Here is a 22,210-nt window from a genome sequence, read left to right as displayed (position 1 = left end):
AATGAAAAAATTAGCTGTAACAAAACTGTTCCTTTTATTTGTAGTATGTAGTGCATTTGGACAACAAAATAAAAATGATTTCTATAAAGTTGCATTTAAAACTCAACAAACTCTATCTCGTTTAGCAGATTCTATACATTCTAATAATAATGAACAACTAATAAGTCCTTTCACTAAACTAGAAGCATCAAACGAAAAATTATACAAAATTTTAGACGATTTTATTGGAAGTAATAATATAGATAGTGAATATATTGATGGCTTGAGTAGTTCGCAGAAAGCCTTAGACACTTTAATTTATAAACTTGATAATACAAAAAAGGTGGTTAATGTTTTTGAGGCAGTTAATAGCGACTATGAAACTAAAATAAAATCGATAGATTATGGTATGAGCACAAATATTAATGCAAAAGTAAAAGTTGAAGTACAAACACTAAAGGAGACTGGTTATTTTGCGTTTATGAAATATTCTTATGACGATACTTACGTAAAACGCTTCGAGTTTAATAACCCAACAAATAATACCCAACGATATTTAGCGCCAGGATATTATATTGTTTGGATTGAAAAAGGAGATTATAAAAGCAAGGAACGGCTGGTTGAAGTAACGAGTACTGAAGAAAACATTATATTTTACTTTAACGAATAATAAAAAGTATGCCAATTACCAAATTCAAAAACATCTGGAAAGAAATTACATTACTTACTGCATGGATTGTATCTGTTGCTGGTACTTTTATAATTACCTTTCCTTCATGGACTAATAGTGACAAGAGCATAGATTCCTATATAAAGTTTATTATTCTTTTTGCCACTGTTATAGCTGGCTTTTTAGTGCTTTATTCACTGAAGAATAAGAAAATTAAAACTTGGAGTTTATTGTCAATTGTTACATTTATATTACTCATTTTTTCTTTTATATCGTATTCATATTTATTAGAAACGAAAACATTACCATACGAAAATCATGATGTAATTATTGGAAATGTTAGAGTGGAGAACGACCCAATAACCAAGTTGGAAGCTGAGGAGTCAAGTTTACTTGGAAGAGAAGATATATTAAAACATGTACAAGGAGAAAGCGAAAAAATATGGACAAAAAGCAGCATTAATAATAATAGAATAATATTGATGGTTCTTTACACCTTAGCTTATACTTTTACTGCCTGTTTTATTATTTCATTCTGTAATTTAATTTTATTAAATAAAGAGAAATATAATTTAAATAAACCTGAATAGCATCTTGTTTAACAACGTAGATTTCGAGTTTGTAAGTGTGAAGGTTGAATAATCTTATTCTTTTTCCTACATTTAAATCTTAAACCAACCATGTATGCTAAAAAAAGTTTTTGGAAGTGCCGTTTTTGGCGTTGAGGCAACAACCATTACTGTAGAGGTAAATGTAGATTCTGGAATTGGGTATCATCTTGTAGGGCTTCCGGATAACGCCATTAAAGAAAGTAATTACCGTATTGCTGCAGCGCTTCAAAATAATGGTTATAAAATTCCAGGAAAAAAAATTACTATAAATATGGCACCTGCCGATTTACGTAAGGAAGGCTCTGCCTACGATTTAACGTTAGCTGTTGGTATTCTTGCTGCCTCCAAACAAATTCAAGCCGAAGATTTAGAAGATTACCTTATAATGGGAGAATTATCTCTCGATGGCAGTCTGCAACCCATAAAAGGAGCGTTACCTATAGCTATTAAAGCAAAAGAAGAAGGTTTTAAAGGGTTTATTTTACCAAAACAAAATGCCAAAGAAGCTGCTATTGTAAGCGACTTAAAAGTCTATGGTATCGATACCATCAAGGAAGTTATTAATTTTTTTGATAAAGGTGTAGACATAGAACAAACCATAATTAACACACGAGAAGAATTTTATAAAAATTTAGATTATCCCGATTTCGACTTTGCCGATGTTAAAGGCCAGGAAGGTATAAAACGCTGTATGGAAATTGCTGCTGCTGGCGGACATAATATTATATTGGTTGGTCCTCCAGGCGCAGGAAAAACCATGTTAGCCAAACGCTTGCCAAGTATTCTACCACCAATGTCGCTAAAAGAAGCCCTAGAAACCACAAAAATACACTCGGTTGTTGGTCGTGTAAAAGCAGATTCTGGATTAATGGCACAGCGGCCTTTTAGAAGTCCGCATCACACGATTTCCAATGTGGCATTAGTAGGAGGTGGTAGCTATCCACAACCAGGAGAAATCTCATTATGTCACAATGGTGTTTTGTTTTTAGACGAGTTACCCGAATTTAAACGCGAAGTCCTCGAAGTCATGCGACAACCTTTAGAAGATAGAGAAGTAACTATTTCCAGAGCAAAATTTACAGTTACTTATCCATCGTCTTTTATGTTGGTTGCGAGTATGAATCCGAGTCCAAGTGGTTATTTTAACGATCCGGATTCGCCTGTAACTTCAAGTCCTGCCGAAATGCAACGGTATTTAAGCAAAATCTCTGGACCTTTATTAGACAGAATAGACATACATATAGAAGTGACTCCTGTGCCTTTCGATAAGTTATCCGATGAACGAAAAGGTGAAGCTTCAATAGACATAAGAAAACGAGTAACCAAAGCAAGAGAAAAACAAACCGAACGTTTTGCAGCGTCTGAAACTGTGCATTATAATGCACAGATGAATGTAAAACAAATCAGGCAACATTGTAAATTAGATGATGCATCCAAAGCGTTGTTGAAAACAGCTATGGAACGTTTAAACCTTTCGGCAAGAGCCTACGACAGAATTTTAAAAGTATCGCGAACTATTGCCGATTTAGAAGGTGCAGAAAGCATAAATGGAAGCCATATTAGCGAGGCTATACAATACAGAAGTTTAGATCGCGAAGGTTGGTTGGGATAGGGGTTTCAGTATGCAGTACTCAGTATTCAGTCAGCAGTTTACAGTCATCGGTCATAAGTCTTCCACCTTACATCTTCGGTCCTCCAACTTCAGTCAGCAGTCTTCCGTCTTCAGTCTTCTGTCTTATGTCAGAAACGGTAAAAATCAAAAAACAATCTGCCAAAAAATGAATGTATAGTATCATTTTAACAGGTTTTTTCCTAAATTTAAAAATTAATCAAAATAAATAATCAAATAACTAAACTATGCCTACACCAAAAGGAATGATTACAGCTGCAGAAGCTAAAGAATTAAACGACAATTGGACAGATTTAAGAGCCAGTGCCAATGAAACAGCAGCAGGAAAACCAGACAATCGCTCGTCTTGGTATTCATTAGAAGACATGCAAAATTTTTTAAACCAGATTAAAGAAGAAAACCCAGATGTTAATGGTGTTAGATTTTATTTGGGTGTTGAAACTTCAGAAGAAGACGAGAAAGGATTAACAACTATTTTTATGGTACCAACCAAAGATGATGGTCGTGGTAATAACCAAGACATACCAGAAGCAAATGGTATGGATAGAGGAGCAGGAGGTATGCCACCTGGTCAAGATTACCCTAATTAATTACGTTGGAAAGTTTCTTAATAAATAACTATAGCGTATTAACAAAAGCTTTTATTTTAGTAGCAGTGTGTACTGGGATTTTTTTCTTTAAAAAATTTAAAAATACGCCTGCTACTTTTTTCATTAAAATATTAATTGGCTTATTAATGATAGAAGTTATTGGTAGTTACACATTGTATTACGATAAGTTTGATTTCTTAGAGCCAGTTTACAATTCAAAATTCAGAAAAAACTATTGGTGGTTCACGATTGCGTATGATATTTTTGTTGTAATATTATTTTCAATTTTTTATCAAAAAATAATTGCTACTCCAAGATTTAAAACCATTTTAAAGATAACTACTTTAGCGTTTACGGTTTTTTCTATAGGTTATATTATTCATAATATTGATGCATTATTTATACAGTTGTTACCTGTAATTCAAATTGGAGGAGCACTAATAATATTACTGTGTTTTGTTCTTTATTTTATTGAATTATTACTGCACAACCGTATAATGTACTTTTATAAATCCTTATATTTTTACATTACTATTGGTATATTTTTATGGTGGATTATAATAACGCCTTTAACATTTTACGATTTGTATTTTAGTAATGCAGACTGGAATTTTATATTCTTACAATGGCAAATATTTCTTTTTGCCAATTTCATCATGTACACCACCTTTGTTATTGGTTTAATTGTTTCAAAACCAGAGCAAAGTGCTTAATCAATTTTTTTTAGTACTTTTAAATCGCTATTAATCGAATTAAATAATATTTTTTAAAACTGAAAAATTCATTTATTTAATAACTGCTAAGTTATTAAATATGTAACCACAATTATTCTAACCTTAAAACAAAACAAAAATGAAAAATTTTCTCAGCCTTTTATTGGGCTTAATTATTGGAGCACTAATTATGTATTTTTACTGTTGTAGAGACACCATGGGTGCTATTGAAATAACAAAACCAAATGGTGTAATTACACCCTCTGAAGCTATGACATTAGACAGAGCTTACAATAGCAGACACCAACTTATTAGCGACTCCATAGTTAAACGTCCAGATAATCGTTCGTCATGGTGGTCGTTACAGGATATAAAAAATTATTTAGATTACGCCGAAGACCAAAGTGAAGACTTAGGCTACACCATGGATGGTGTACGCGTGTATTTAGGAGCTTATCCTGACGATGGAGAAAATGTAGGTTACACTACTATGTTTATGGTACCAACTTCAAGCCAGATAGAAGAACTTCAAAATCAAAAAGGAGGCTCTGCAGCTCGCGTTGGCCATGGTGGAGATATTCCTGGTGGTGATCCTTTAAATATGGGTACTGGTGGAAATCCACCAAATTCTAACTATCCACATTAATAAATTATTTTGGAAGAATTTTTAAGACAGAATTATAGTTTAATAACGCATTCTGTCGAAGTTTTGGCAGCCATTACAGGTATTATTTTTTTTAAAAAATATAAACTCGTGGCTGCCAAATATTTTATTTTATTTCTTGTTTACGCAGCTATAGTAGATTTTATTGGTGAATATCCTAATCTCTATAATAAGTGGAATTGGCTGTCTGCACTTAAAGCATCTAAATTTAGATATAACTATTGGTTTTTCTCCATCTTCTATATTTTAGCCTGTGTGGTATTTTATTGTTTTTATTACAATAAAGTTCTAAGAAATAAGACGTTTAAAAAAACTTCCATATTAATATGTGTTTCTACCATCGCTTTCTCGATTGTATATATAGCGTTTAACATAGAAGATTTTTTTATAGGTTTTATACCTTTAATATGTGTTTTATCGGCATTATCAATTCTAATTTACACTATATTCTATTTTATAGAAGTTTTACAGAGTGATAAAATATTAAAATTTTATAAGTCTATTAACTTCTATATTAGCATTGGAATATTTTTTTGGTGGTTAATAACAACACCTGTTATATTTTATGGTGTTTATAATTCTAACGAAGATTGGAATTTTGTGTTGTTAAAATGGCAAATTTACTTATTCGCAAACATATTTATGTACATAACTTTCACTATCGGCTTAATCGTTTCTAAACCAGAAGAAGAGTAACGTTTTATTTAAAGTAGGCTTTAGACTAAACTCAAAAAATAATAAGATATTTAATAGTGCCATTAAGAATCCAACTAAATGCTAAAATTTATAACAGAAAATTTCCATTTAATAACCTATGCGTTTGAGATTTTAGCCTTAATAACTGGCATTATTTTCTACAAAAAGTATAAAAATACTACTACAAAATTATTTATATACTACCTGTTTTATGTCGTATTTGTTGAACAAATGGGCATGACATTTACTAATTTTCATAATTTTCCTTTAACACGATTGTTAAAAAACCAAGGGTTTCATTCTACTGCATGGTTTAACCTGTTCTGGATGTTTGGAAGCATTTTGTTTGTTGCTGGTTACGTCCATTCCGTCCTTAAAAAAAGGCAAAGTAAAACTGCAATTAAAATACTATCTGGAATTTTTGTCGTAGTCATGATTAGCCATTTCATACTATTTCCTCAAATATTTTTAAAACAACATCATCAATTATATTCAATTTCTGGTGCTCTTTTAATATTGTCGTGTTGCTCAATATATTTTATAGAATACATTAAAGCCGATGATATTACTAAAGCTACTACAACATTTAGTTTTTATGCGTTGAGTGCGTTATTAATATGGTGGATAGTTATTGCACCAATTTTATTTTTTGATGCATACAATACCGAAGCAGATTGGGATTTTGCCAATTTAAAAAGACGAATTTTTGTTTTTGCAAATATGTTTATGTATAGCTTATTTACCATTGGTTTTATAGTCTCTAAACCAAAAAAAAGACAAGCAAAGATCACGTGATTAAAATCTTGGTAAGGGTTTATTATTAATTATAATAATAGTCTTGTCGAACATTTTATGTATACTTGTTTCGCTATTAGTCTCATTATATCTAAACTATAAATTTAAAAATGAATAACATTTTTCTTCTCCTTTCAATATTACAAGAACCAAAAGTTTCTACGGCAGCAGAGCGTTATTTACTAATATACATGATTGCCGTTTTGGTTATTGTTACCACTTTAGTCATTTTGTTTTTTATAGTTTTTCAAAAAAGAAAAAATAAACTTTTAATAGATAAAATCAAGCAACAGCAGGCTTTTGACGAAGAATTGGCTAATGCTCAAAACGAAATTCAAGAACAAACGTTAAAAAATATTGGCTGGGAATTACATGATAATGTAGGGCAATTACTCGCAGCAGCAAGTATGCAAATGAATATTTTAAAAACGCAGATGAGTGACGAATTAAAAGAGAATTTTTCTGAAGCCTCAGATACTGTAAAGCAAAGCCTTAGGGAAGTGAGATTGTTGTCACGCTCATTAAACAACGAAGTTATTTTAAATATTGGTTTCGAGCAATCTATTACAAACGAATTAAATAGATTGAAAAAGATGAAATTCGCTTCTGCTGAATTACAAGTGAAAGGCGATGTTGTCCCTTTTAAAAACAAAAAACACGAAATAATAATTTTTAGAATTTTACAAGAGTTTTTCTCGAACACAGTAAAATACTCCGAAGCAAAAAACTTAGCTGTAAAACTTAATTATTTAGAAGATAAACTTATAATTACGGCAAGTGACGACGGTAAAGGTTTTAATGTTGAAACTGTGGAAAAAGGATCGGGTTTATTAAACATGAAAAGTCGTGCCGAGCTCATTAACACTGCGTATAACTTAAGCTCTATAATAGGAGAAGGCACGCATTTAGAATTAAAATACCCATACAATCATAAGGAATAATTGCGTATTTAAAACCATTTTAAAAAAGGTTTAAACTTTTTTAATTTCCCGCTATAAGGTGCATAACGAAACGGTAAATCTAACCAATTTGCTTTTTTAACAATAGCTTTTTTATGGGAGAAAGCATCGAAAGAGCGTTTACCATGATAAGCTCCAATACCACTATTTCCAACGCCTCCAAAAGGCAACCTGTGATTTGCAAAATGTATTACCGTATCGTTAATACAACCACCACCAAAAGAAAACGTTTCTATTATTTTTTTAGCTTTCGCTGAATTTGTAGTAAAAACATAAAGCGACAAAGGTTTTTCATATTTAGAAATAATTGTATGTATCTCAGTCTCGTTGTTGTAAGCAATAACAGGGAGGATAGGACCAAAAATTTCATCTTCCATAATCTTGCTGTCTAATTTAGGAGCGTCAATTACGGTAGGAGAGATGTACAAGGTTTCAGCGTCGGTTTCACCACCAATTACAATATTTTCTCCAGGAAGCATTTCTGCCAACCGCTTAAAATTATCTTTATTTACAATACGGCAAAAATCAGCTGATGCTTTCGGTTTGTTTGTATATGCGTTTTCAATTTCGTTAGACATCGCTTTATAAAAAGCCTCTTTTTTACTATTATGAATCAATACGTAATCTGGTGCAATACACGTTTGTCCTGCATTTATAAACTTGCCCCAAACAATACGTTTTGCAGTTAAATTAATATTTACAGTTTCGTCGATAATGCATGGGTTTTTCCCACCTAATTCTAAGGTTAAAGGGGTTAAGTATTTTGCAGCTGCTTTGGCTACAATTTTACCAACTTTAACGCTTCCTGTAAAGAAAATGTAATCCCAACGTTGTTCTAATAACTTGGTAGATACGTCTACACCACCTTCAACAACGCTAACATGTTCTGGCTTAAAAACTTTTTTAATTATAGTATTGAGTAGAGCCGACGTATGTTTAGTAAGCTCACTCGGTTTTAAAATAACAGTATTTCCTGCAGCAATTGCAGCAACCATTGGTGCAATGGCAAGTTGATAGGGATAATTCCATGGTGCTATTATTAAGGTTTGGCCATAAGGTTCAGAATACAATTTATCAGTCGATGGAAAATTAATTAAGGCTGGAAGAACAGGTTTTGGTTTAGACCATTTAGTAACATTTTTAATCATTTGGTCTAAATCTGAAAGCACTACAGTAGTTTCTGTTAAAACCGATTCGAAAGCGGGTTTTTTAAAATCTTTATTTAAAGCTTCAATAATTTGACTTTCTCGTGCTACAAGTTCTTCTTTTAAACGCTTTAAAACCTGCTTTCTAAACTTAACATTTTTGGTTTCACCAGTGTTGAAATAATCTTTTTGAGACTGTAGTAATTCAGGAATCATAATTAAATAGTTATAATCGTAAAGTTAAAAATTCTATGGCACAACAGGTCTAATACCTTTAAAAAGAAGTGTTATAAACAGGCATTCCAAACAGGATCGTTTGGTAAAGGTGCTGTAATATCTAATTCAATTTTAGAGACAGGATGTGTAAATTTAATATTTCTGGCATGCAGGCTTATACTCGCATCCTTATTACTGCGGTCGAAACCGTACTTTAAATCTCCTTTTATGGGAGAGCCAATACTTGAAAGTTGAACACGTATTTGGTGATGACGGCCAGTTTCCAAGGAAACTTCCAATAAATAATAATTATCTAAAGTTTTAATTTGTTTGTAATGCAGTATGGCTTTTTTGCTATCTGGCACTTCGTTAGTATAGGCTTTAGACTTATTGTTTTTAGGATTTTTTTTAAGCCAATGTATTAAACTATCTGTTTCCTTTTCAGGTTTATTCTTTACTAAAGCCCAATACGTCTTTTTTATTTCTTTTGAAGCAAATAATTTATTTAAACGTGGTAAGGCTTTACTGGTTTTAGAAAATATAACCAGGCCTGTTGTTGGCCTGTCCAGCCTGTGTACTGTACCTAAATAAACATTTCCGGGCTTATTGTATTTATCTGCTAAGTATTCTTTTACCACATCACTTAGCGGTTTGTCGCCTGTTTTGTCGCCTTGTACAATATCTCCAGCACGTTTATTTACAACGATAATGTGGTTGTCTTCGTAGATAACTTGTAAGTTAGATTTGTTGGATAGTATTTTAGACATTACCCAAGAATTGAAGTAAAATACTCAAAACTAATATTGCAATGTTCCCATATAAGCCTAACTTTTTTTTAAAATCATTTTCCTCTTTCCTTTTATAAGAAATTATACCAAATATAATTCCTAAAATTAGTGTTGCCGTACATATCAATGAGCATATTATTATTTGAGTAGAATAATCATTAAAGATAGTCGATTGAAAAACAAGAAATGCAACAATAATATTGAGTATTATTGTGTATATAAAAAATTTAAAAGCCCAATTTTTATAAAGCATAAATATTAATATTGCTCCTCGTCATTAGGGAAATCTCCACGTTTAACGTCTTCTCCATATTGCGTAAAAGCATTAGTCATGTCTTCGTACAAGTTCATATAACGACGTAAAAAACGTGGGTTAAACTCATGTGTCATCCCAATCATATCGTGAGTTACCAAAACTTGTCCGTCTACTCCAGCTCCAGCTCCAATACCAATTACAGGAATAGAAATACTTTCGGCCACTTCCTGTGCTAATTTGGCAGGAATTTTTTCTAAAACTATCCCGAAACAGCCAGCTTTCTCCAACATTAACGCATCTTCTTTAAGGCGTAGGGCTTCTTCCTCTTTTTTGGCGCGAACAGTGTAGGTCCCAAATTTGTATATAGATTGTGGTGTTAAGCCCAAATGCCCCATTACTGGAATTCCTGCATTTAGAATACGTTTAATGGATTCTTTTACTTCTTTACCGCCTTCCATTTTAACAGCGTGTCCGCCAGATTCTTTCATGATTCTAATTGCAGAACGCAGAGCTTCTTTTGGGTCACTTTGGTAGCTTCCAAAAGGTAAATCGACCACTACTAAAGAACGCTCTATCGCTCGAATAACAGACGATGCATGATAGATCATCTGGTCTAAAGTAATTGGTAAAGTCGTTTCATGTCCAGCCATAACATTACTTGCAGAGTCGCCTACCAGAATAACATCTATTCCTGCTCCATCAACAATTTTTGCCATGGTATAATCGTATGCTGTAAGCATAGAGATTTTCTCTCCTCGCTTTTTCATATCGACAAGCGATTTTACGGTGACTCTTTTATATTCTTTTTTAGCTACAGACATCTATTTTTAGTTTAAATTGGATTGTAAAAATACTAAATTACTACATACTACACGATTTTTGTTTTTAGCAGAAAAACAATACATTGCGTTATATCTTATTATTATGAAATACATATTTATAGTATTTACGTTCTTATTTTTAGGGAGTATTAATGCACAGTCAATAGAAGAAGCAGAAGTTAAACAAACTATAGAACGTTTTTTTAGCGGTTTTCATAAGCAGGACAGTACCATCATGAAACCTTTAATGCATAAAGATTTAATTTTGCAGTCTATTGGCAAAAACAGGGAAGGCGTAGTAACGTTAACTACAACTGAAGCCTCAGCGTTTATTAACTCGATAATCGCTATATCTAAGACTCAGACATTCGAAGAAAAAATTCTTAATTATCATATTAAAATTGATGGGAACATGGCAAACGCCTGGACAGACTATGAGTTTTGGTTTAATGGAAAATTTAGCCATTGTGGTGTAAATTCTTTTCAGTTAATAAAAGAAAACGATTCCTGGAAAATATTTTATTTGGTGGATACCAGACGTCGTGAAGGTTGTAAATAATTATTTAATAATTTTAAATCATTAGTATTAACATAAACTAAAAACAGATACAGAGTAGGCTTTACCTTTTTTAAATTTTATGGTGTAACCACCATAATCATTTAAAATAGTGTAAGTGTGTAGCGAATTAATAGATGATTGTACATAACTACCATAAGATTTAATAAATTCAATTTCCGACCTATTACCATCTATAATATGATTTTGATTTAGAATAAATTTATTAGTGTTATTGAGTAAAATGTAATTTACATTAGCTTTGTTTTCATCTTTATTAACAGTAAGTGTCATATTATCATACATATAAAATGTTTCACTGTAATACACGCCACATTCATCACCAATAATATTTGTTTTATTTGGTTCACCGTAATGCTTAATTAATTCTGAGAATTCCACAAATTGATTTTTAACAGTAAGGTTTTTAATAATAAAATCTGCATTTTCAATAAACTTTTCAATTTCGGTATGGTTCTTAACTTTTAATTGTTGTTTTCCGTATTCTAAAAACAATTTACTTTCATGAATTAATTTTTTGTCACCAATATCTAAAGCTAACGCATAAAGAATTTCGTAAGCAGGTTTTAAATAATTACTGTGTGTATTCCAAGCTAATTGCACCAAACGCTCGGCTATTTTTAAGCGTTCTTTTTTGTTATCAAGATTTATACTTTGATAGCTAATGACTAAAGCATCAAATCCAGGTCTTTCATTTAAAAATTTTCGTTGAACAAATCTTCCGTTAGAGATATTTACCCAACTTTCTTTATCAACGGGAAGATATCTCACAGGTACTGCTTGACCAGTTGTTAATTTCCCAACGATATCGCCATTTATATTAGGTTTACTTCTTGCTCGCAAATTTGCTGCAGTAACAAATAAATGACTATTGCCATAGTATTTGTCAGCATTTAAAATAGGGTTTTCATTATCTGGTAAAGTTTGCGGATTAGAGGTGTATTTTGATGTTAAAAAATGAATTTTAACATAACCAACATCATTATTATCTGCTTTTATTAAAATGTAACCGTTTGTAGCTTCAGAGATGAGGCTTACTTGCGCATTAGTTTTAAAATAGCCTAAGATTTGGCTGTCTGGTTTAGAGTCTTTAAGTAAGCGAGTTTCGCCATTTAAAAACATTTTATTTTGTGATATTCCAATAAATACACAAAAGTTAAAAAGTATAAAAAGGATATGTTTCATAATACACAAGCTTTAGCAATCCGACATATTTACACGCACTGCCAGACCACCCTGAGAGGTTTCCTTGTACTTATTATTCATATCTTTTGCTGTTTCCCACATGGTGTCAACTACTTTATCTAAAGGGACTTTTACATTTTTAGGATCGGTTTCCAAAGCTAATTCTGCGGCATTAATGGCTTTAATTGCTCCCATAGAGTTACGTTCTATACATGGAATCTGTACCAAGCCCGCAATAGGGTCGCAGGTTAGTCCCAAATGATGTTCCATTGCAATCTCTGCAGCAATCATTACCTGTTCTGGAGAGCCACCAAGTAACTCTGTTAATGCACCAGCAGCCATAGCACTCGAAACACCAATTTCGGCTTGGCATCCACCCATAGCAGCAGATATTGTGGCACCTTTTTTAAAAATGCTTCCTATTTCGCCTGCGACTAATAAAAACTGTTTAATGTGTTTAAAATCTGCATCGTGATTTTCAATAACAAGATAATACATTAATACTGCTGGAATAACGCCTGCACTTCCGTTAGTTGGCGCAGTCACCACACGACCAAGAGAGGCATTTACTTCATTTACAGATAATGCAAAGCAACTTACCCATTTAAGAATTTGCCTGAATTTTACTTCACTTTGTCTAATACTCTGTAACCAATCTTGAGACGTTACATATGGCATTTCAATATTTAAATTTTTATGCATATCGAAAGCACGACGTCTCACATTTAATCCACCAGGTAAAGTACCTTCGGTATGGCAGCCAATAAACATACAATCTAGCATGGTTTGCCAAATGCGTTGCAGCTCGTAGTCTATAATCTCGTCGTCTCGCAGAGATCTTTCGTTTTCTAAAACAATTTCAGAAATCTTTTTGTTTTCATTAATACAAAACGCTAATAATTCTGATGCTTTTTCCACAGGAAAGGGAAACTCTTTCTTTAACTCTTTGTTTTCTGCATCGACGGTGCGTTCCTCTTTAATAACAAAACCACCACCAATAGAATAAAAGGTAGATTGATGGATTTCGGTATTGAAATTAAACGCTGTAAAAGTGATGCCATTAGAATGAAATGGAAGGAAAACGCGATTAAAAATAATTTCGGCATTTTTGTCGAAATCAATTATTTTTTCATTCCCTAAAACAAGCTTTTCAGTATTTTCTATAGAAGCTATAATAATGTCTATAGTTTCTGTTGGTATAGTTTCTGGGTCGCTACCACTTAAACCCAACATGACTGCTAAATCTGTAGCATGGCCTTTTCCAGTGAGTGACAATGAACCATACAAATCTACCTGAATTCGCGTAACATTTTTAAAAACGTCTTCGTCTTTTAATTCATACAACCATCTCTCGGCAGCACGCCAAGGTCCTAACGTGTGCGAACTGGATGGTCCCACACCAATTTTAAGCATATCGAAAACCGAAATACATTCCATAACTATTAAAAATAATTGTTACACAAATATAGCTTTTTGTTTAGGTTTGAAAGCATAAAAAAACAGCTTCAATTTTAAAATGAAGCTGTTTTAACATACTATGTATTTAGTATTTATTTAATGTACTGTCTAACGTCTTGATAATTGTTGACATCTATATTCTTACTATTTACAAAATCGACAGGTAATATTACAACTCGAAACGTTTGGTTAATCCTTTCATCGTCTGTTAACAAATTAAAATCGAAATTAGGATGAGATTCAATGAATATTGTAATAAAATCGAAATTGTGCTCAAAGTTATATTGAAATTCCTCTGCAGCGTTAATATATATGGTCTCTGGAAGTGCTTTCCAAACATCAAAACCATCTACTTGACCTCTTAAATGGTAAACTAAAACCATATCAGATTCAAATAATTCAATATCGAGAGGAACTTCTACAGTTTCCTGGTAATTATTTGTGGAGGTAAAATCTATTGTTCTTTCAAAAGATTGTGCTACAATATTGACGCCATCAGCGCCATCAAATCCATCAAACCCTGGAGGGCCTTGAGGTCCTTCGCAAGACGTTAGTAATAAAGCAAATACTGCAAAAAAGGATAAAATACGTGTCATAATTATTTGTTTTTTTAAATATAACTTCAAAGTATGTACCAAACTACAAGAATGCAAAATTATTTTTAATTATTTAATTCTGACAACCTGTCATATTTTTTTCAATGGCATAATCATTGACTTAATGCTATCGTAAATAATTAATAAATAATATTTCCGTTAAAGCGGAAAAAACATAAAACAAATATAAAACTATGAGTAAGATTATTGGAATCGATTTAGGAACTACCAACTCTTGCGTTTCTGTAATGGAAGGTAACGAGCCAGTAGTTATCCCTAATGCTGAAGGTAAAAGAACAACGCCATCAGTAATCGCCTTTGTAGAAGGTGGAGAAATTAAAGTTGGAGATCCAGCAAAAAGACAAGCAGTAACAAACCCAACAAAAACCGTTTATTCAATTAAGCGTTTTATGGGTAATAAATATTCTGAGTCTAAAAAAGAAGCAGAACGTGTACCATATAAAGTGGTAAAAGGTGATAACGATACACCACGTGTAGATGTGGATGGTCGTTTATACACACCTCAGGAATTATCGGCTATGATTCTTCAAAAAATGAAGAAAACTGCCGAAGATTATTTAGGACAAGATGTAAGTGAAGCAGTAATTACTGTACCAGCTTATTTTAACGACAGCCAACGACAAGCCACTAAAGAAGCTGGTGAGATTGCAGGTCTAAAAGTACGTCGTATCATTAACGAGCCAACAGCAGCAGCGTTAGCTTATGGTATGGACAAAAAAGGAACAGACCAAAAAATTGTTGTTTTCGATTTTGGTGGTGGAACACACGATGTATCTATCCTTGAATTAGGAGATGGTGTATTTGAAGTTTTAGCTACAGATGGAGACACGCACTTAGGTGGTGATGATGTAGATGAAAAAATAATTAACTGGTTGGCAGATGAGTTTAACGCAGATGAAGGTATGGATTTACGTAAAGATCCTATGTCTTTACAACGTTTAAAAGAAGCTGCTGAAAAAGCTAAGATTGAATTATCATCGTCTGAGCAAACAGAAATTAATTTACCATACATTACAGCAACTGCAAGCGGACCAAAACACTTAGTACGTACATTAACACGTTCTAAATTCGAGCAGTTAATAGACGATTTAGTAAAAAGAACAATAGAACCTTGCCAAACCGCTTTAAAAGCAGCAGGATTATCTAAAAGCGATATCGACGAGATTATTCTTGTTGGTGGATCTACACGTATTCCAGCTGTGCAACAAGCCGTTGAGAAGTTCTTTGGAAAAACGCCAAGTAAAGGTGTAAACCCTGATGAAGTAGTATCTTTAGGTGCTGCAATTCAAGGTGGTGTTTTAACAGGTGATGTTAAAGATGTTTTACTTTTAGATGTAACACCTTTATCGTTAGGTATTGAAACAATGGGTAATGTAATGACAAAACTTATTGAAGCAAACACAACAATACCAACAAAAAAATCGCAAGTATTCTCTACAGCAGCAGACAATCAACCTTCAGTGGAAATCCACGTATTACAGGGTGAAAGAGCTATGGCAGGAGATAACAAAACAATTGGACGTTTTCATTTAGATGGTATTCCACCAGCTCAAAGAGGTGTACCTCAAATTGAAGTAACCTTCGATATTGATGCTAACGGAATTATTAAAGTGTCTGCTACAGATAAAGCAACTAACAAGTCTCAGGATATTAGAATTGAAGCATCTTCAGGTTTAACTGAAGAAGAAATCCAAAAGATGAAAGCTGATGCAGAAGCAAATGCAGAAGCAGATGCGAAAGCAGCAGAAAATGCTAAGAAATTAAACGAAGCAGATTCTATGATTTTCCAAACGGAAAAGCAACTTAAAGAATTTGGTGATAAATTATCTGATGATAAAAAAGCACCAATTGAAGAAGCTTTAACAGAATTGAAAGCAGCTTACGAAACTAAAGATATCGCAGTTATCGAGCCAGCGTTAGAAAAAATTAACGAAGCTTGGAAAGTAGCAAGTGAAGAGATGTACAAAGCGCAAGCAGAAGCACAAGGTGGCGCACCAGAAGGTGGACCAACAGATGCAGGAGCGGGAGCTAAAGGACAAGCTGCAGATGCTACAGACGATGTTGAAGACGTAGACTTCGAAGAAGTCAAGTAGCCTGTGCTGAGCGAAGTCGAAGTATAGACTTTGAAGAAGTCAAGTAAGAAGAAAACCAATTTTTGTAAAACAAAAATTGAGTGAATCGCTTATCCCAAACTTGTTTTGGGAACTCAGAGAGCCACTTTTTTGAAAAAAAAAGTGCGCGAATCGCTTATCATCAGCTCGACTGAGTATCTTACAAGATTGAACACATATATGAAAAAACGCAACCCTTAGTTGGGTTGCGTTTTATTTTTTATTAAGGGTATTAAGAATGTTTAAAGATTAAAATACTCCATTTTAATATCACAACGTTTGTATGGGCAATTGTCCTCGACGTTAATTTCTTTAAAGCCAAACTTCTTATATAAATAAATGGCGTTTTCGAGCTTTCTACTCGAATAGAGTAGTAGCCTATTAAACTTTTTCGATTTTGCAAAATCAATAGTATGGTGTAATAGTTTTTGTCCAATGTTATGTCCGCGAAAATCGGGCAACACTGCCATTTTAGTTAACTCAAAGGCATCTTGAGCAGGTAAAGGCATAAGCGCATAAGTACCAACAATAGTATCATTATACTTTGCAAAAAAAATGTAGCCACCTTTATTAATAATATATTTTTCGGGATTAGAGAGTACCTCTTCATCAAAAGGCTCTACGTAAAAAAAAGTTTTAAGCCATTCTGTATTTAATTTATAAAAGTCTGCTGAATAAGCTTTGCTAAAGGGAATAATATTAATTGTCATTAGCCTTAATAAAATCAGTTATTAAATAGGCTATTAATTTACCTACTTGAGTTATCGTCTTTTTAGTTGGTGCAGCCTCACAAATATGTAAGTACTTTGCTTGGCTATGGCTACCAAAATAATGCACAAATTGGCGCGCATGATTTACCGAGAAACCAGAAGGCGTTTGCGCACTACTTGGAATATTAATTATAGCATCGCAATCTATTTCAATTCCAAAATTATCTTTGGAAACAAAATCTAAAGCCTCTTTTAGTTCAGACTTAAACTTTACGGTTTTTTTAATTTCTAAGTCTTCAAACGTATTAAATTGTATCTTTCCTTTAGAGTCCGAAGCGCTGTCTAAAACGGTTTGTGAGGTATAATTCTCATGCATCCCGAAAATAAAATAACGCTTTAAAAAGCCTTCTGCGAAAGCATAACTAAAACCATTTCCACTGTGTCTGCCTTCTAAGGCACGAAAATCGGTATGTGCATCGAGATTAATAACGTTTATTTTTTTATGCAAGGCTAAGGAGGTTCCTTTTATGTTCCCGTAAGCATTGTTGTGTCCGCCACCAATTATTATAGGAATTTTTCCAGCTTTTACAATATTATAAATAAGGTCGCTAACTTCTTTATCTATTTCTGCAACCAGTTTTCGGGCTCTTTTAATGTCTTTGGGTTCATTTTGGTCCCACTGTAAAAGTTGTTCCTGTTCTTCGGTAAAATCTAAATGCCCTAAAATGAGCAGTTTTCCAGCTATGTTGTATTGGTTACTTTGCGTATTTAACAAAACTTTAATAGCAGCATCCCAAGCCTTGCAAGTGCCTGATTTTCCGTAGTTTGCAAAGACACCGACATCTTCTGGTAAGCCTACTAAAACATATTTAACGTCTAAATTTTTTATGTCGTCGTATATGTTTGTAAGCGATAGCAAAGTAATAATTTGCTCTCCAAATTTAGTTTCGTTTGCGCGTTTAGTAATTAGTGCTTCCGCATTAGATTTGGACATTAAAACAAGTTTATTCATAACGTGGTTTCCTGCGTTTAAATAATAAAATTACTGTTTTAATTGTAAATTAAAGCTATCAACAGAAAGAAAAAAGAAATATATTTGAACTTTAAAAAAACAAAAAATTATGACAAACAAGTCCAGTAACACAGGATTAAAAGTTGCTTTAGGTATTGCAGTAGCATTATTTATTGGATTAGGTGTTTTTTCTTCTTCGTTATATAGTGAGAAGAAAGAAAACGAACAAGTACTCGTAGACGAAAAAACAAAAGTACTTAACGAGTTAAATCAAATGGCAGCACAGTACGATGTTGCAATGAGTGAAAATAGTGTTGCAAACCAAAATCTGGTAGAAGCAAGGGAACGTATTCAGGGCTTAATCGATTCTTTAAAAGTGTCTGAAAACAATTTAAAGAGCCTTTGGAGATACAAAAACAAGTATTTAGCTTTACAGAAAGAAATGGATTTTATTTTAGCTGAAAACGACCAGCTTAAAGTAGAAAACCAGATGCTTGCTGTATCTTCTGATAGTTTAAAGACACAATTAAATGAACGTACAATGTTCACCGATTCGCTTTTAGTACAAAATACAGCGTTAGCAGATGTTGTTGAAAGTGCAGCAGTGTTATCTACAAACAGTATGAAAGTAATGGGTGTTATTGAGCGTTCGTCTGGAAAGCAAATTCCAACAGAGCGTGCAGGACGTAGTGATAAAATTAGCGTATGTTTTACTGTAGCTAAAAACAAATTGGTAGAACCAGGAGATAAAGAATTGTTTGTTCAGGTAATAGACCCTAAAAACAATATTTTGGGTGCTAATCAACAGGTTAATTTTGGTGAAGAAACGCTTAATTATAGTGTAATTAGTAAGTTTTATTACGAAAACAATAGTTTACCTATTTGCGAATTTATTGCCAAAGCAGATCGTAAAACCGATTTTGAAAAAGGAACATATAAAGTAAACGTATTTAACGGTAAAGAGTTAGTTTCAACATCGCAATTTACTTTAAGATAATATCGATTGTTGAAATTTAAAAAGGCCCGAAAAGTTTAAACTTTTCGGGCTTTTTTTATTTGCTTAAACTGGCTATACACAGTTCCCGAATAGTCCATATTTGCAGGAAATTTTCAGTGATTTTAGTATCGGTTATCCATTGTTTTAGATACTGCTTATGTAAGTTTACTTTATAATCAATAACCTGATATGGAAGAATTTCCTCTTCAAATAAAAGGGCATTCTTAAACGATTTTAAAGAAGTCATTTCTCTGGTAACATCTGCTATCAAACCATTTATTTTTAAATAGGTGTGCGCTTCTGGAATATACCTAAGATGCTTTGTTTTTAAAACAACACCAACCCCTTTGGTATTGGCTTCATTCATTTTATAAATACCTATGAAAAGCTGTACCTCGTTTTGGTTGTTCTCAATGGCAACCTGTTTTAAAAAGGCATGTTTAGAAGAGCAAGTACCTGTATGCTCAATCAATACTGAAGCAATAGCACTTCGGTTTTTAGTCCTTCCGTAGGGTAATTGTTTAATATAATTGCAGAGCGATTTAAAATCTAATAAACCCTTAGATTTTGAAAGTTTAGAATAGGGTAATTCACTTTCAATAATAAAATTAAATTGGTTTTCCATTAATTATCACTTTTTCGATATGGTTGTCTCCAAAAGCATAAGGTAGAAAATTATAGCTTGGTACTTTTTTAGTAATCATTACATTAGCTTTTTTTCCTCTGGTAATACTACCATACTGGTTAGCAATACCCATAGCATAGGCACCATTTAGAGTAGCAGCGTTTATAGCTTCTTCTGGCGTTAATCTCATTTTTATACAAGCTGTGCTTACTACAAAATTCATGTTTCCCGAAGGCGTAGAGCCTGGATTGTAATCGGTTGCCAAGGCGAGTGGTAAACCAGCGTCGATAATGCGTCTTCCAGGCGTATATGGAATACTTAAAAAATAGGAGCAGGAAGGCAAGGCAACTGGCATGGTGTTACTGCCTTGTAATGCTTTAATATCATCATTGGTTAATTCTTCTAAATGATCAACACTTAATGCATTATGTTTCACAGCAAGTGCAACACCACCAAAACTATTAAATTGATTAACGTGAATTTTTGGTGTTAGATGATATTTCTTGGCAGCTGTTAAAATGTGATCTGTATCTTCTAAAGAGAAATAGCCCTTTTCACAAAAAACATCTACATATTGTGCTAAATTACTGGCTGCTATTTTGGGAAGCATGTCGTTAATTATAAGGTCTAAATAGCCTTGTTTATTGTCTTTAAATTCTTTAGGAAAAGCGTGAGCACCTAAAAAGGTGGCTTTTACTTTTATTGGAAACTCCTTTTTAATGCGTCTAATAACACGCAACATTTTTAATTCTGCTTCTGTAGATAGTCCATAGCCAGACTTAATTTCTAAAGCACCAGTTCCTAATTGCATTACGTTTTTTACGCGACTTATGGATTGTGAGTATAAATCTTCTTCGCTGGTGTTTTCAAGTGTTTTAGCACTGTTTAAAATGCCACCGCCTCTGTTGGCTATTTCTTCGTAGGTTAACCCATTAATTCTATCTACAAATTCCTGTTCACGATTGCCAGCATAAACAATGTGTGTATGAGAATCGCACCAAGTTGGGAGCACTACTTTTCCTGAGGCATCAATGGTTTCATCTGCTTCGATGCCTTTGCTGTCTTCCATCTTCCCAAAGTCGACAATGGTATCATGCTCTATTAAAAGATATGCATTTTTAATGGTTGGTAGGGTTTTCATTTCTTCTCCAGACACTTTTAAAATGGTATCTTCTCTAACTTGAAGCAGCTCTTTTATGTTTGTAATTAATAATGACATGTTTAGAGGGTTTGAGTAAAATCTGTTAAGTAAATTTTAATTGCAGCAAAAAGCATTGCAGCTATGCCAACAACGCTTATAATCCAGTTGTATTTTTTAGTAAATAAACGAGATACAAAGTAAATAATTAATGTGCTAACACCTATTAGTGCAGGAATCCATTTAATAATTACTTTAGCCATTCCGGCTCCGGAATAGTCTGCAGTAAAGGTTATAGCAAGTGTAATTATTTCGAAAATAATAACTGCTATAATATTGTTTTTAGGGTTGTTTACAAGCATATTCATAGTTCAAATATAGATAAAATGCATAGAGTTGAATAACTTTTCAGTTTATGTTTTATAGCGTTTAATGCAATGGTTACAACGAAAAGAAATTTTTTGTATCTATAATATGGTTACTTTCCCATTTGTAAATATAAATGTATTAACTAACCACGATTATATTTTCGACCAAAATTATGAAACCATATTTTAAAGAGGCGCATGATTTTATCAATTCGTTTCAACCCATTTCGAATGCTGTTTTCGATACTTTATACAATAGTGCCACCTACAGAGAAATTGAAACAGGAGATAAAATACTTGAATTGGGAGTAGTGCCACAAAAAATTTTTTTTATTACCAGAGGCGTCATACGGTCTTATCTCATTTTACAAAACGGAAAAGAAATTACAACCACATTATTTAACCCATTAATGTTTTTTGCTTCATTTAAAGGGCTGTTAAAAAAGAAGCCGTCGCATTTAATATACCAAGCACTTACCAATTGTCATATTTTTGAAATTGATTACAACGACTTTTACAATTTATGTAAAAAGGATATTAATTTAATGGCACTTTACGTTAAGTTTTTAGAGTTTATAATTCTAAGGAGTGAAGAACGTTTTATTGAATATTCTTCTAACGATGCTAAACAGCGTTATTTATTATTAAGAGATCGCATACCAAATATAGACAACGATATTCCACAATACCAGATTGCAGCGAGTTTAGGTATAACACCTGTGCAATTAAGTAGAATTAGAGCAAAACTTTAACATTTTTTAACATATGTTAATGATTATACAGAATGATTGTTATAAACTTGTAACTGTTAAATAATTTTCCCTATAAATAACTAACTACAAGCAAAAAACCGATTAGCAAATGCTAATCGGTTTTTTC

General features: G+C 32.9%; 24 protein-coding genes. 13 read left to right on the top strand and 11 right to left on the bottom strand.

Features of this window, described 5'->3' with window-relative positions:
* Nucleotide 1 precedes the first annotated feature (1 nt).
* The 9 genes from ACVC43_RS11115 to ACVC43_RS11075 all read left to right on the top strand — a co-directional run bounded on the left by ACVC43_RS11115 (nucleotide 2) and on the right by ACVC43_RS11075 (nucleotide 7,289).
* Nucleotides 2–649, top strand: a complete 648-nt coding sequence (locus tag ACVC43_RS11115) for a hypothetical protein (protein ID WP_452224595.1) — start codon at nucleotides 2–4, stop codon at nucleotides 647–649.
* An 8-nt stretch (nucleotides 650–657) separates the two neighbouring features.
* Nucleotides 658–1,239 (top strand): hypothetical protein, encoded by a 582-nt coding sequence (locus tag ACVC43_RS11110; RefSeq protein ID WP_452224594.1) that lies wholly within the window; start codon nucleotides 658–660, stop codon nucleotides 1,237–1,239.
* Between the two features lie 94 nt (nucleotides 1,240–1,333).
* Nucleotides 1,334–2,872, top strand: a complete 1,539-nt coding sequence (locus ACVC43_RS11105) for a YifB family Mg chelatase-like AAA ATPase (RefSeq protein ID WP_452224593.1) — start codon at nucleotides 1,334–1,336, stop codon at nucleotides 2,870–2,872.
* 245 nt (nucleotides 2,873–3,117) lie between these two features.
* Complete coding sequence (locus ACVC43_RS11100) at nucleotides 3,118–3,480, top strand: hypothetical protein (protein WP_452224592.1); 363 nt, start codon at nucleotides 3,118–3,120, stop codon at nucleotides 3,478–3,480.
* Between the two features lie 146 nt (nucleotides 3,481–3,626).
* The gene (locus ACVC43_RS11095) at nucleotides 3,627–4,193 is read left to right on the top strand and encodes a hypothetical protein (protein ID WP_452224591.1); all 567 of its coding nucleotides are present in this window, start codon (nucleotides 3,627–3,629) and stop codon (nucleotides 4,191–4,193) included.
* A 139-nt stretch (nucleotides 4,194–4,332) separates the two neighbouring features.
* Nucleotides 4,333–4,839 (top strand): hypothetical protein, encoded by a 507-nt coding sequence (locus ACVC43_RS11090; protein WP_452224590.1) that lies wholly within the window; start codon nucleotides 4,333–4,335, stop codon nucleotides 4,837–4,839.
* A gap of 9 nt (nucleotides 4,840–4,848) precedes the next feature.
* Nucleotides 4,849–5,553, top strand: coding sequence for a hypothetical protein (locus tag ACVC43_RS11085; RefSeq protein ID WP_452224589.1), 705 nt, complete (start codon nucleotides 4,849–4,851; stop codon nucleotides 5,551–5,553).
* A gap of 78 nt (nucleotides 5,554–5,631) precedes the next feature.
* Nucleotides 5,632–6,348 (top strand): hypothetical protein, encoded by a 717-nt coding sequence (locus ACVC43_RS11080; RefSeq protein WP_452224588.1) that lies wholly within the window; start codon nucleotides 5,632–5,634, stop codon nucleotides 6,346–6,348.
* 110 nt (nucleotides 6,349–6,458) lie between these two features.
* On the top strand, nucleotides 6,459–7,289 hold the full coding sequence (locus tag ACVC43_RS11075) for a sensor histidine kinase (protein ID WP_452224587.1): 831 nt from the start codon (nucleotides 6,459–6,461) through the stop codon (nucleotides 7,287–7,289).
* Nucleotides 7,290–7,297: 8 nt separating this feature from the next.
* Here the strand turns inward: ACVC43_RS11075 and ACVC43_RS11070 are convergent, their stop codons facing one another.
* From ACVC43_RS11070 to panB, 3 genes are all read right to left on the bottom strand, one after another.
* Nucleotides 7,298–8,668, bottom strand: a complete 1,371-nt coding sequence (locus ACVC43_RS11070; RefSeq protein ID WP_452224586.1) for an aldehyde dehydrogenase — start codon at nucleotides 8,666–8,668, stop codon at nucleotides 7,298–7,300.
* Between the two features lie 71 nt (nucleotides 8,669–8,739).
* Entirely contained in the window at nucleotides 8,740–9,435 is a 696-nt protein-coding gene (locus ACVC43_RS11065; RefSeq protein WP_452224585.1) for an RluA family pseudouridine synthase, read from the bottom strand.
* Between the two features lie 279 nt (nucleotides 9,436–9,714).
* Nucleotides 9,715–10,533 carry a 3-methyl-2-oxobutanoate hydroxymethyltransferase gene (gene panB, locus ACVC43_RS11060; RefSeq protein WP_452224584.1) on the bottom strand — a complete coding sequence of 273 codons (819 nt, stop codon included), beginning with the start codon at nucleotides 10,531–10,533 and terminating at the stop codon, nucleotides 9,715–9,717.
* 103 nt (nucleotides 10,534–10,636) lie between these two features.
* Here panB and ACVC43_RS11055 point away from each other — a divergent pair, with 103 nt between their 5' ends.
* Nucleotides 10,637–11,092: a nuclear transport factor 2 family protein gene (locus ACVC43_RS11055; protein WP_452224583.1), complete on the top strand. Its 456-nt coding sequence runs from the start codon at nucleotides 10,637–10,639 to the stop codon at nucleotides 11,090–11,092.
* Between the two features lie 27 nt (nucleotides 11,093–11,119).
* Here ACVC43_RS11055 and ACVC43_RS11050 read toward each other — a convergent pair whose 3' ends face one another.
* The 3 genes from ACVC43_RS11050 to ACVC43_RS11040 form a co-directional block, all read right to left on the bottom strand.
* Entirely contained in the window at nucleotides 11,120–12,295 is a 1,176-nt protein-coding gene (locus ACVC43_RS11050) for a hypothetical protein (protein WP_452224582.1), read from the bottom strand.
* A gap of 12 nt (nucleotides 12,296–12,307) precedes the next feature.
* Nucleotides 12,308–13,732, bottom strand: coding sequence for an L-serine ammonia-lyase (locus ACVC43_RS11045; RefSeq protein WP_452224581.1), 1,425 nt, complete (start codon nucleotides 13,730–13,732; stop codon nucleotides 12,308–12,310).
* Between the two features lie 113 nt (nucleotides 13,733–13,845).
* A complete protein-coding gene (locus tag ACVC43_RS11040) occupies nucleotides 13,846–14,349 on the bottom strand; it encodes a dihydrolipoamide dehydrogenase (RefSeq protein ID WP_452224580.1) in 504 nt (167 codons plus the stop codon).
* Nucleotides 14,350–14,543: 194 nt separating this feature from the next.
* Here ACVC43_RS11040 and dnaK point away from each other — a divergent pair, with 194 nt between their 5' ends.
* The gene (dnaK, locus tag ACVC43_RS11035; RefSeq protein WP_452224579.1) at nucleotides 14,544–16,463 is read left to right on the top strand and encodes a molecular chaperone DnaK; all 1,920 of its coding nucleotides are present in this window, start codon (nucleotides 14,544–14,546) and stop codon (nucleotides 16,461–16,463) included.
* A gap of 260 nt (nucleotides 16,464–16,723) precedes the next feature.
* Here dnaK and ACVC43_RS11030 read toward each other — a convergent pair whose 3' ends face one another.
* Complete coding sequence (locus tag ACVC43_RS11030) at nucleotides 16,724–17,191, bottom strand: GNAT family N-acetyltransferase (RefSeq protein WP_452224578.1); 468 nt, start codon at nucleotides 17,189–17,191, stop codon at nucleotides 16,724–16,726.
* Nucleotides 17,181–18,185 (bottom strand): formimidoylglutamase, encoded by a 1,005-nt coding sequence (locus ACVC43_RS11025; protein WP_452224577.1) that lies wholly within the window; start codon nucleotides 18,183–18,185, stop codon nucleotides 17,181–17,183. The genes ACVC43_RS11030 and ACVC43_RS11025 overlap by 11 nt, the downstream gene beginning before the upstream one ends.
* Before the next feature lie 127 nt (nucleotides 18,186–18,312).
* Between ACVC43_RS11025 and ACVC43_RS11020 the strand changes: the two genes are divergently transcribed.
* Complete coding sequence (locus ACVC43_RS11020) at nucleotides 18,313–19,200, top strand: chromosome partitioning protein ParA (protein ID WP_452224576.1); 888 nt, start codon at nucleotides 18,313–18,315, stop codon at nucleotides 19,198–19,200.
* 55 nt (nucleotides 19,201–19,255) lie between these two features.
* Here ACVC43_RS11020 and ACVC43_RS11015 read toward each other — a convergent pair whose 3' ends face one another.
* From ACVC43_RS11015 to ACVC43_RS11005, 3 genes are read right to left on the bottom strand one after another with little or no spacing between them, the layout of a single operon-like run.
* Nucleotides 19,256–19,825 (bottom strand): hypothetical protein, encoded by a 570-nt coding sequence (locus ACVC43_RS11015; RefSeq protein WP_452224575.1) that lies wholly within the window; start codon nucleotides 19,823–19,825, stop codon nucleotides 19,256–19,258.
* Nucleotides 19,809–21,044, bottom strand: a complete 1,236-nt coding sequence (gene hutI / locus ACVC43_RS11010) for an imidazolonepropionase (protein WP_452224574.1) — start codon at nucleotides 21,042–21,044, stop codon at nucleotides 19,809–19,811. The genes ACVC43_RS11015 and hutI overlap by 17 nt, the downstream gene beginning before the upstream one ends.
* A gap of 2 nt (nucleotides 21,045–21,046) precedes the next feature.
* Nucleotides 21,047–21,331 (bottom strand): hypothetical protein, encoded by a 285-nt coding sequence (locus ACVC43_RS11005; protein ID WP_452224573.1) that lies wholly within the window; start codon nucleotides 21,329–21,331, stop codon nucleotides 21,047–21,049.
* A 173-nt stretch (nucleotides 21,332–21,504) separates the two neighbouring features.
* Here ACVC43_RS11005 and ACVC43_RS11000 point away from each other — a divergent pair, with 173 nt between their 5' ends.
* Nucleotides 21,505–22,083 (top strand): Crp/Fnr family transcriptional regulator, encoded by a 579-nt coding sequence (locus ACVC43_RS11000; RefSeq protein ID WP_452224572.1) that lies wholly within the window; start codon nucleotides 21,505–21,507, stop codon nucleotides 22,081–22,083.
* Nucleotides 22,084–22,210: the final 127 nt, after the last annotated feature.

This window comes from Lacinutrix chionoecetis, assembly GCF_053604665.1.
The sequence above is the reverse complement of the archived record's forward strand: the minus strand, read 5'-3'. Positions and strand labels throughout refer to the sequence as shown.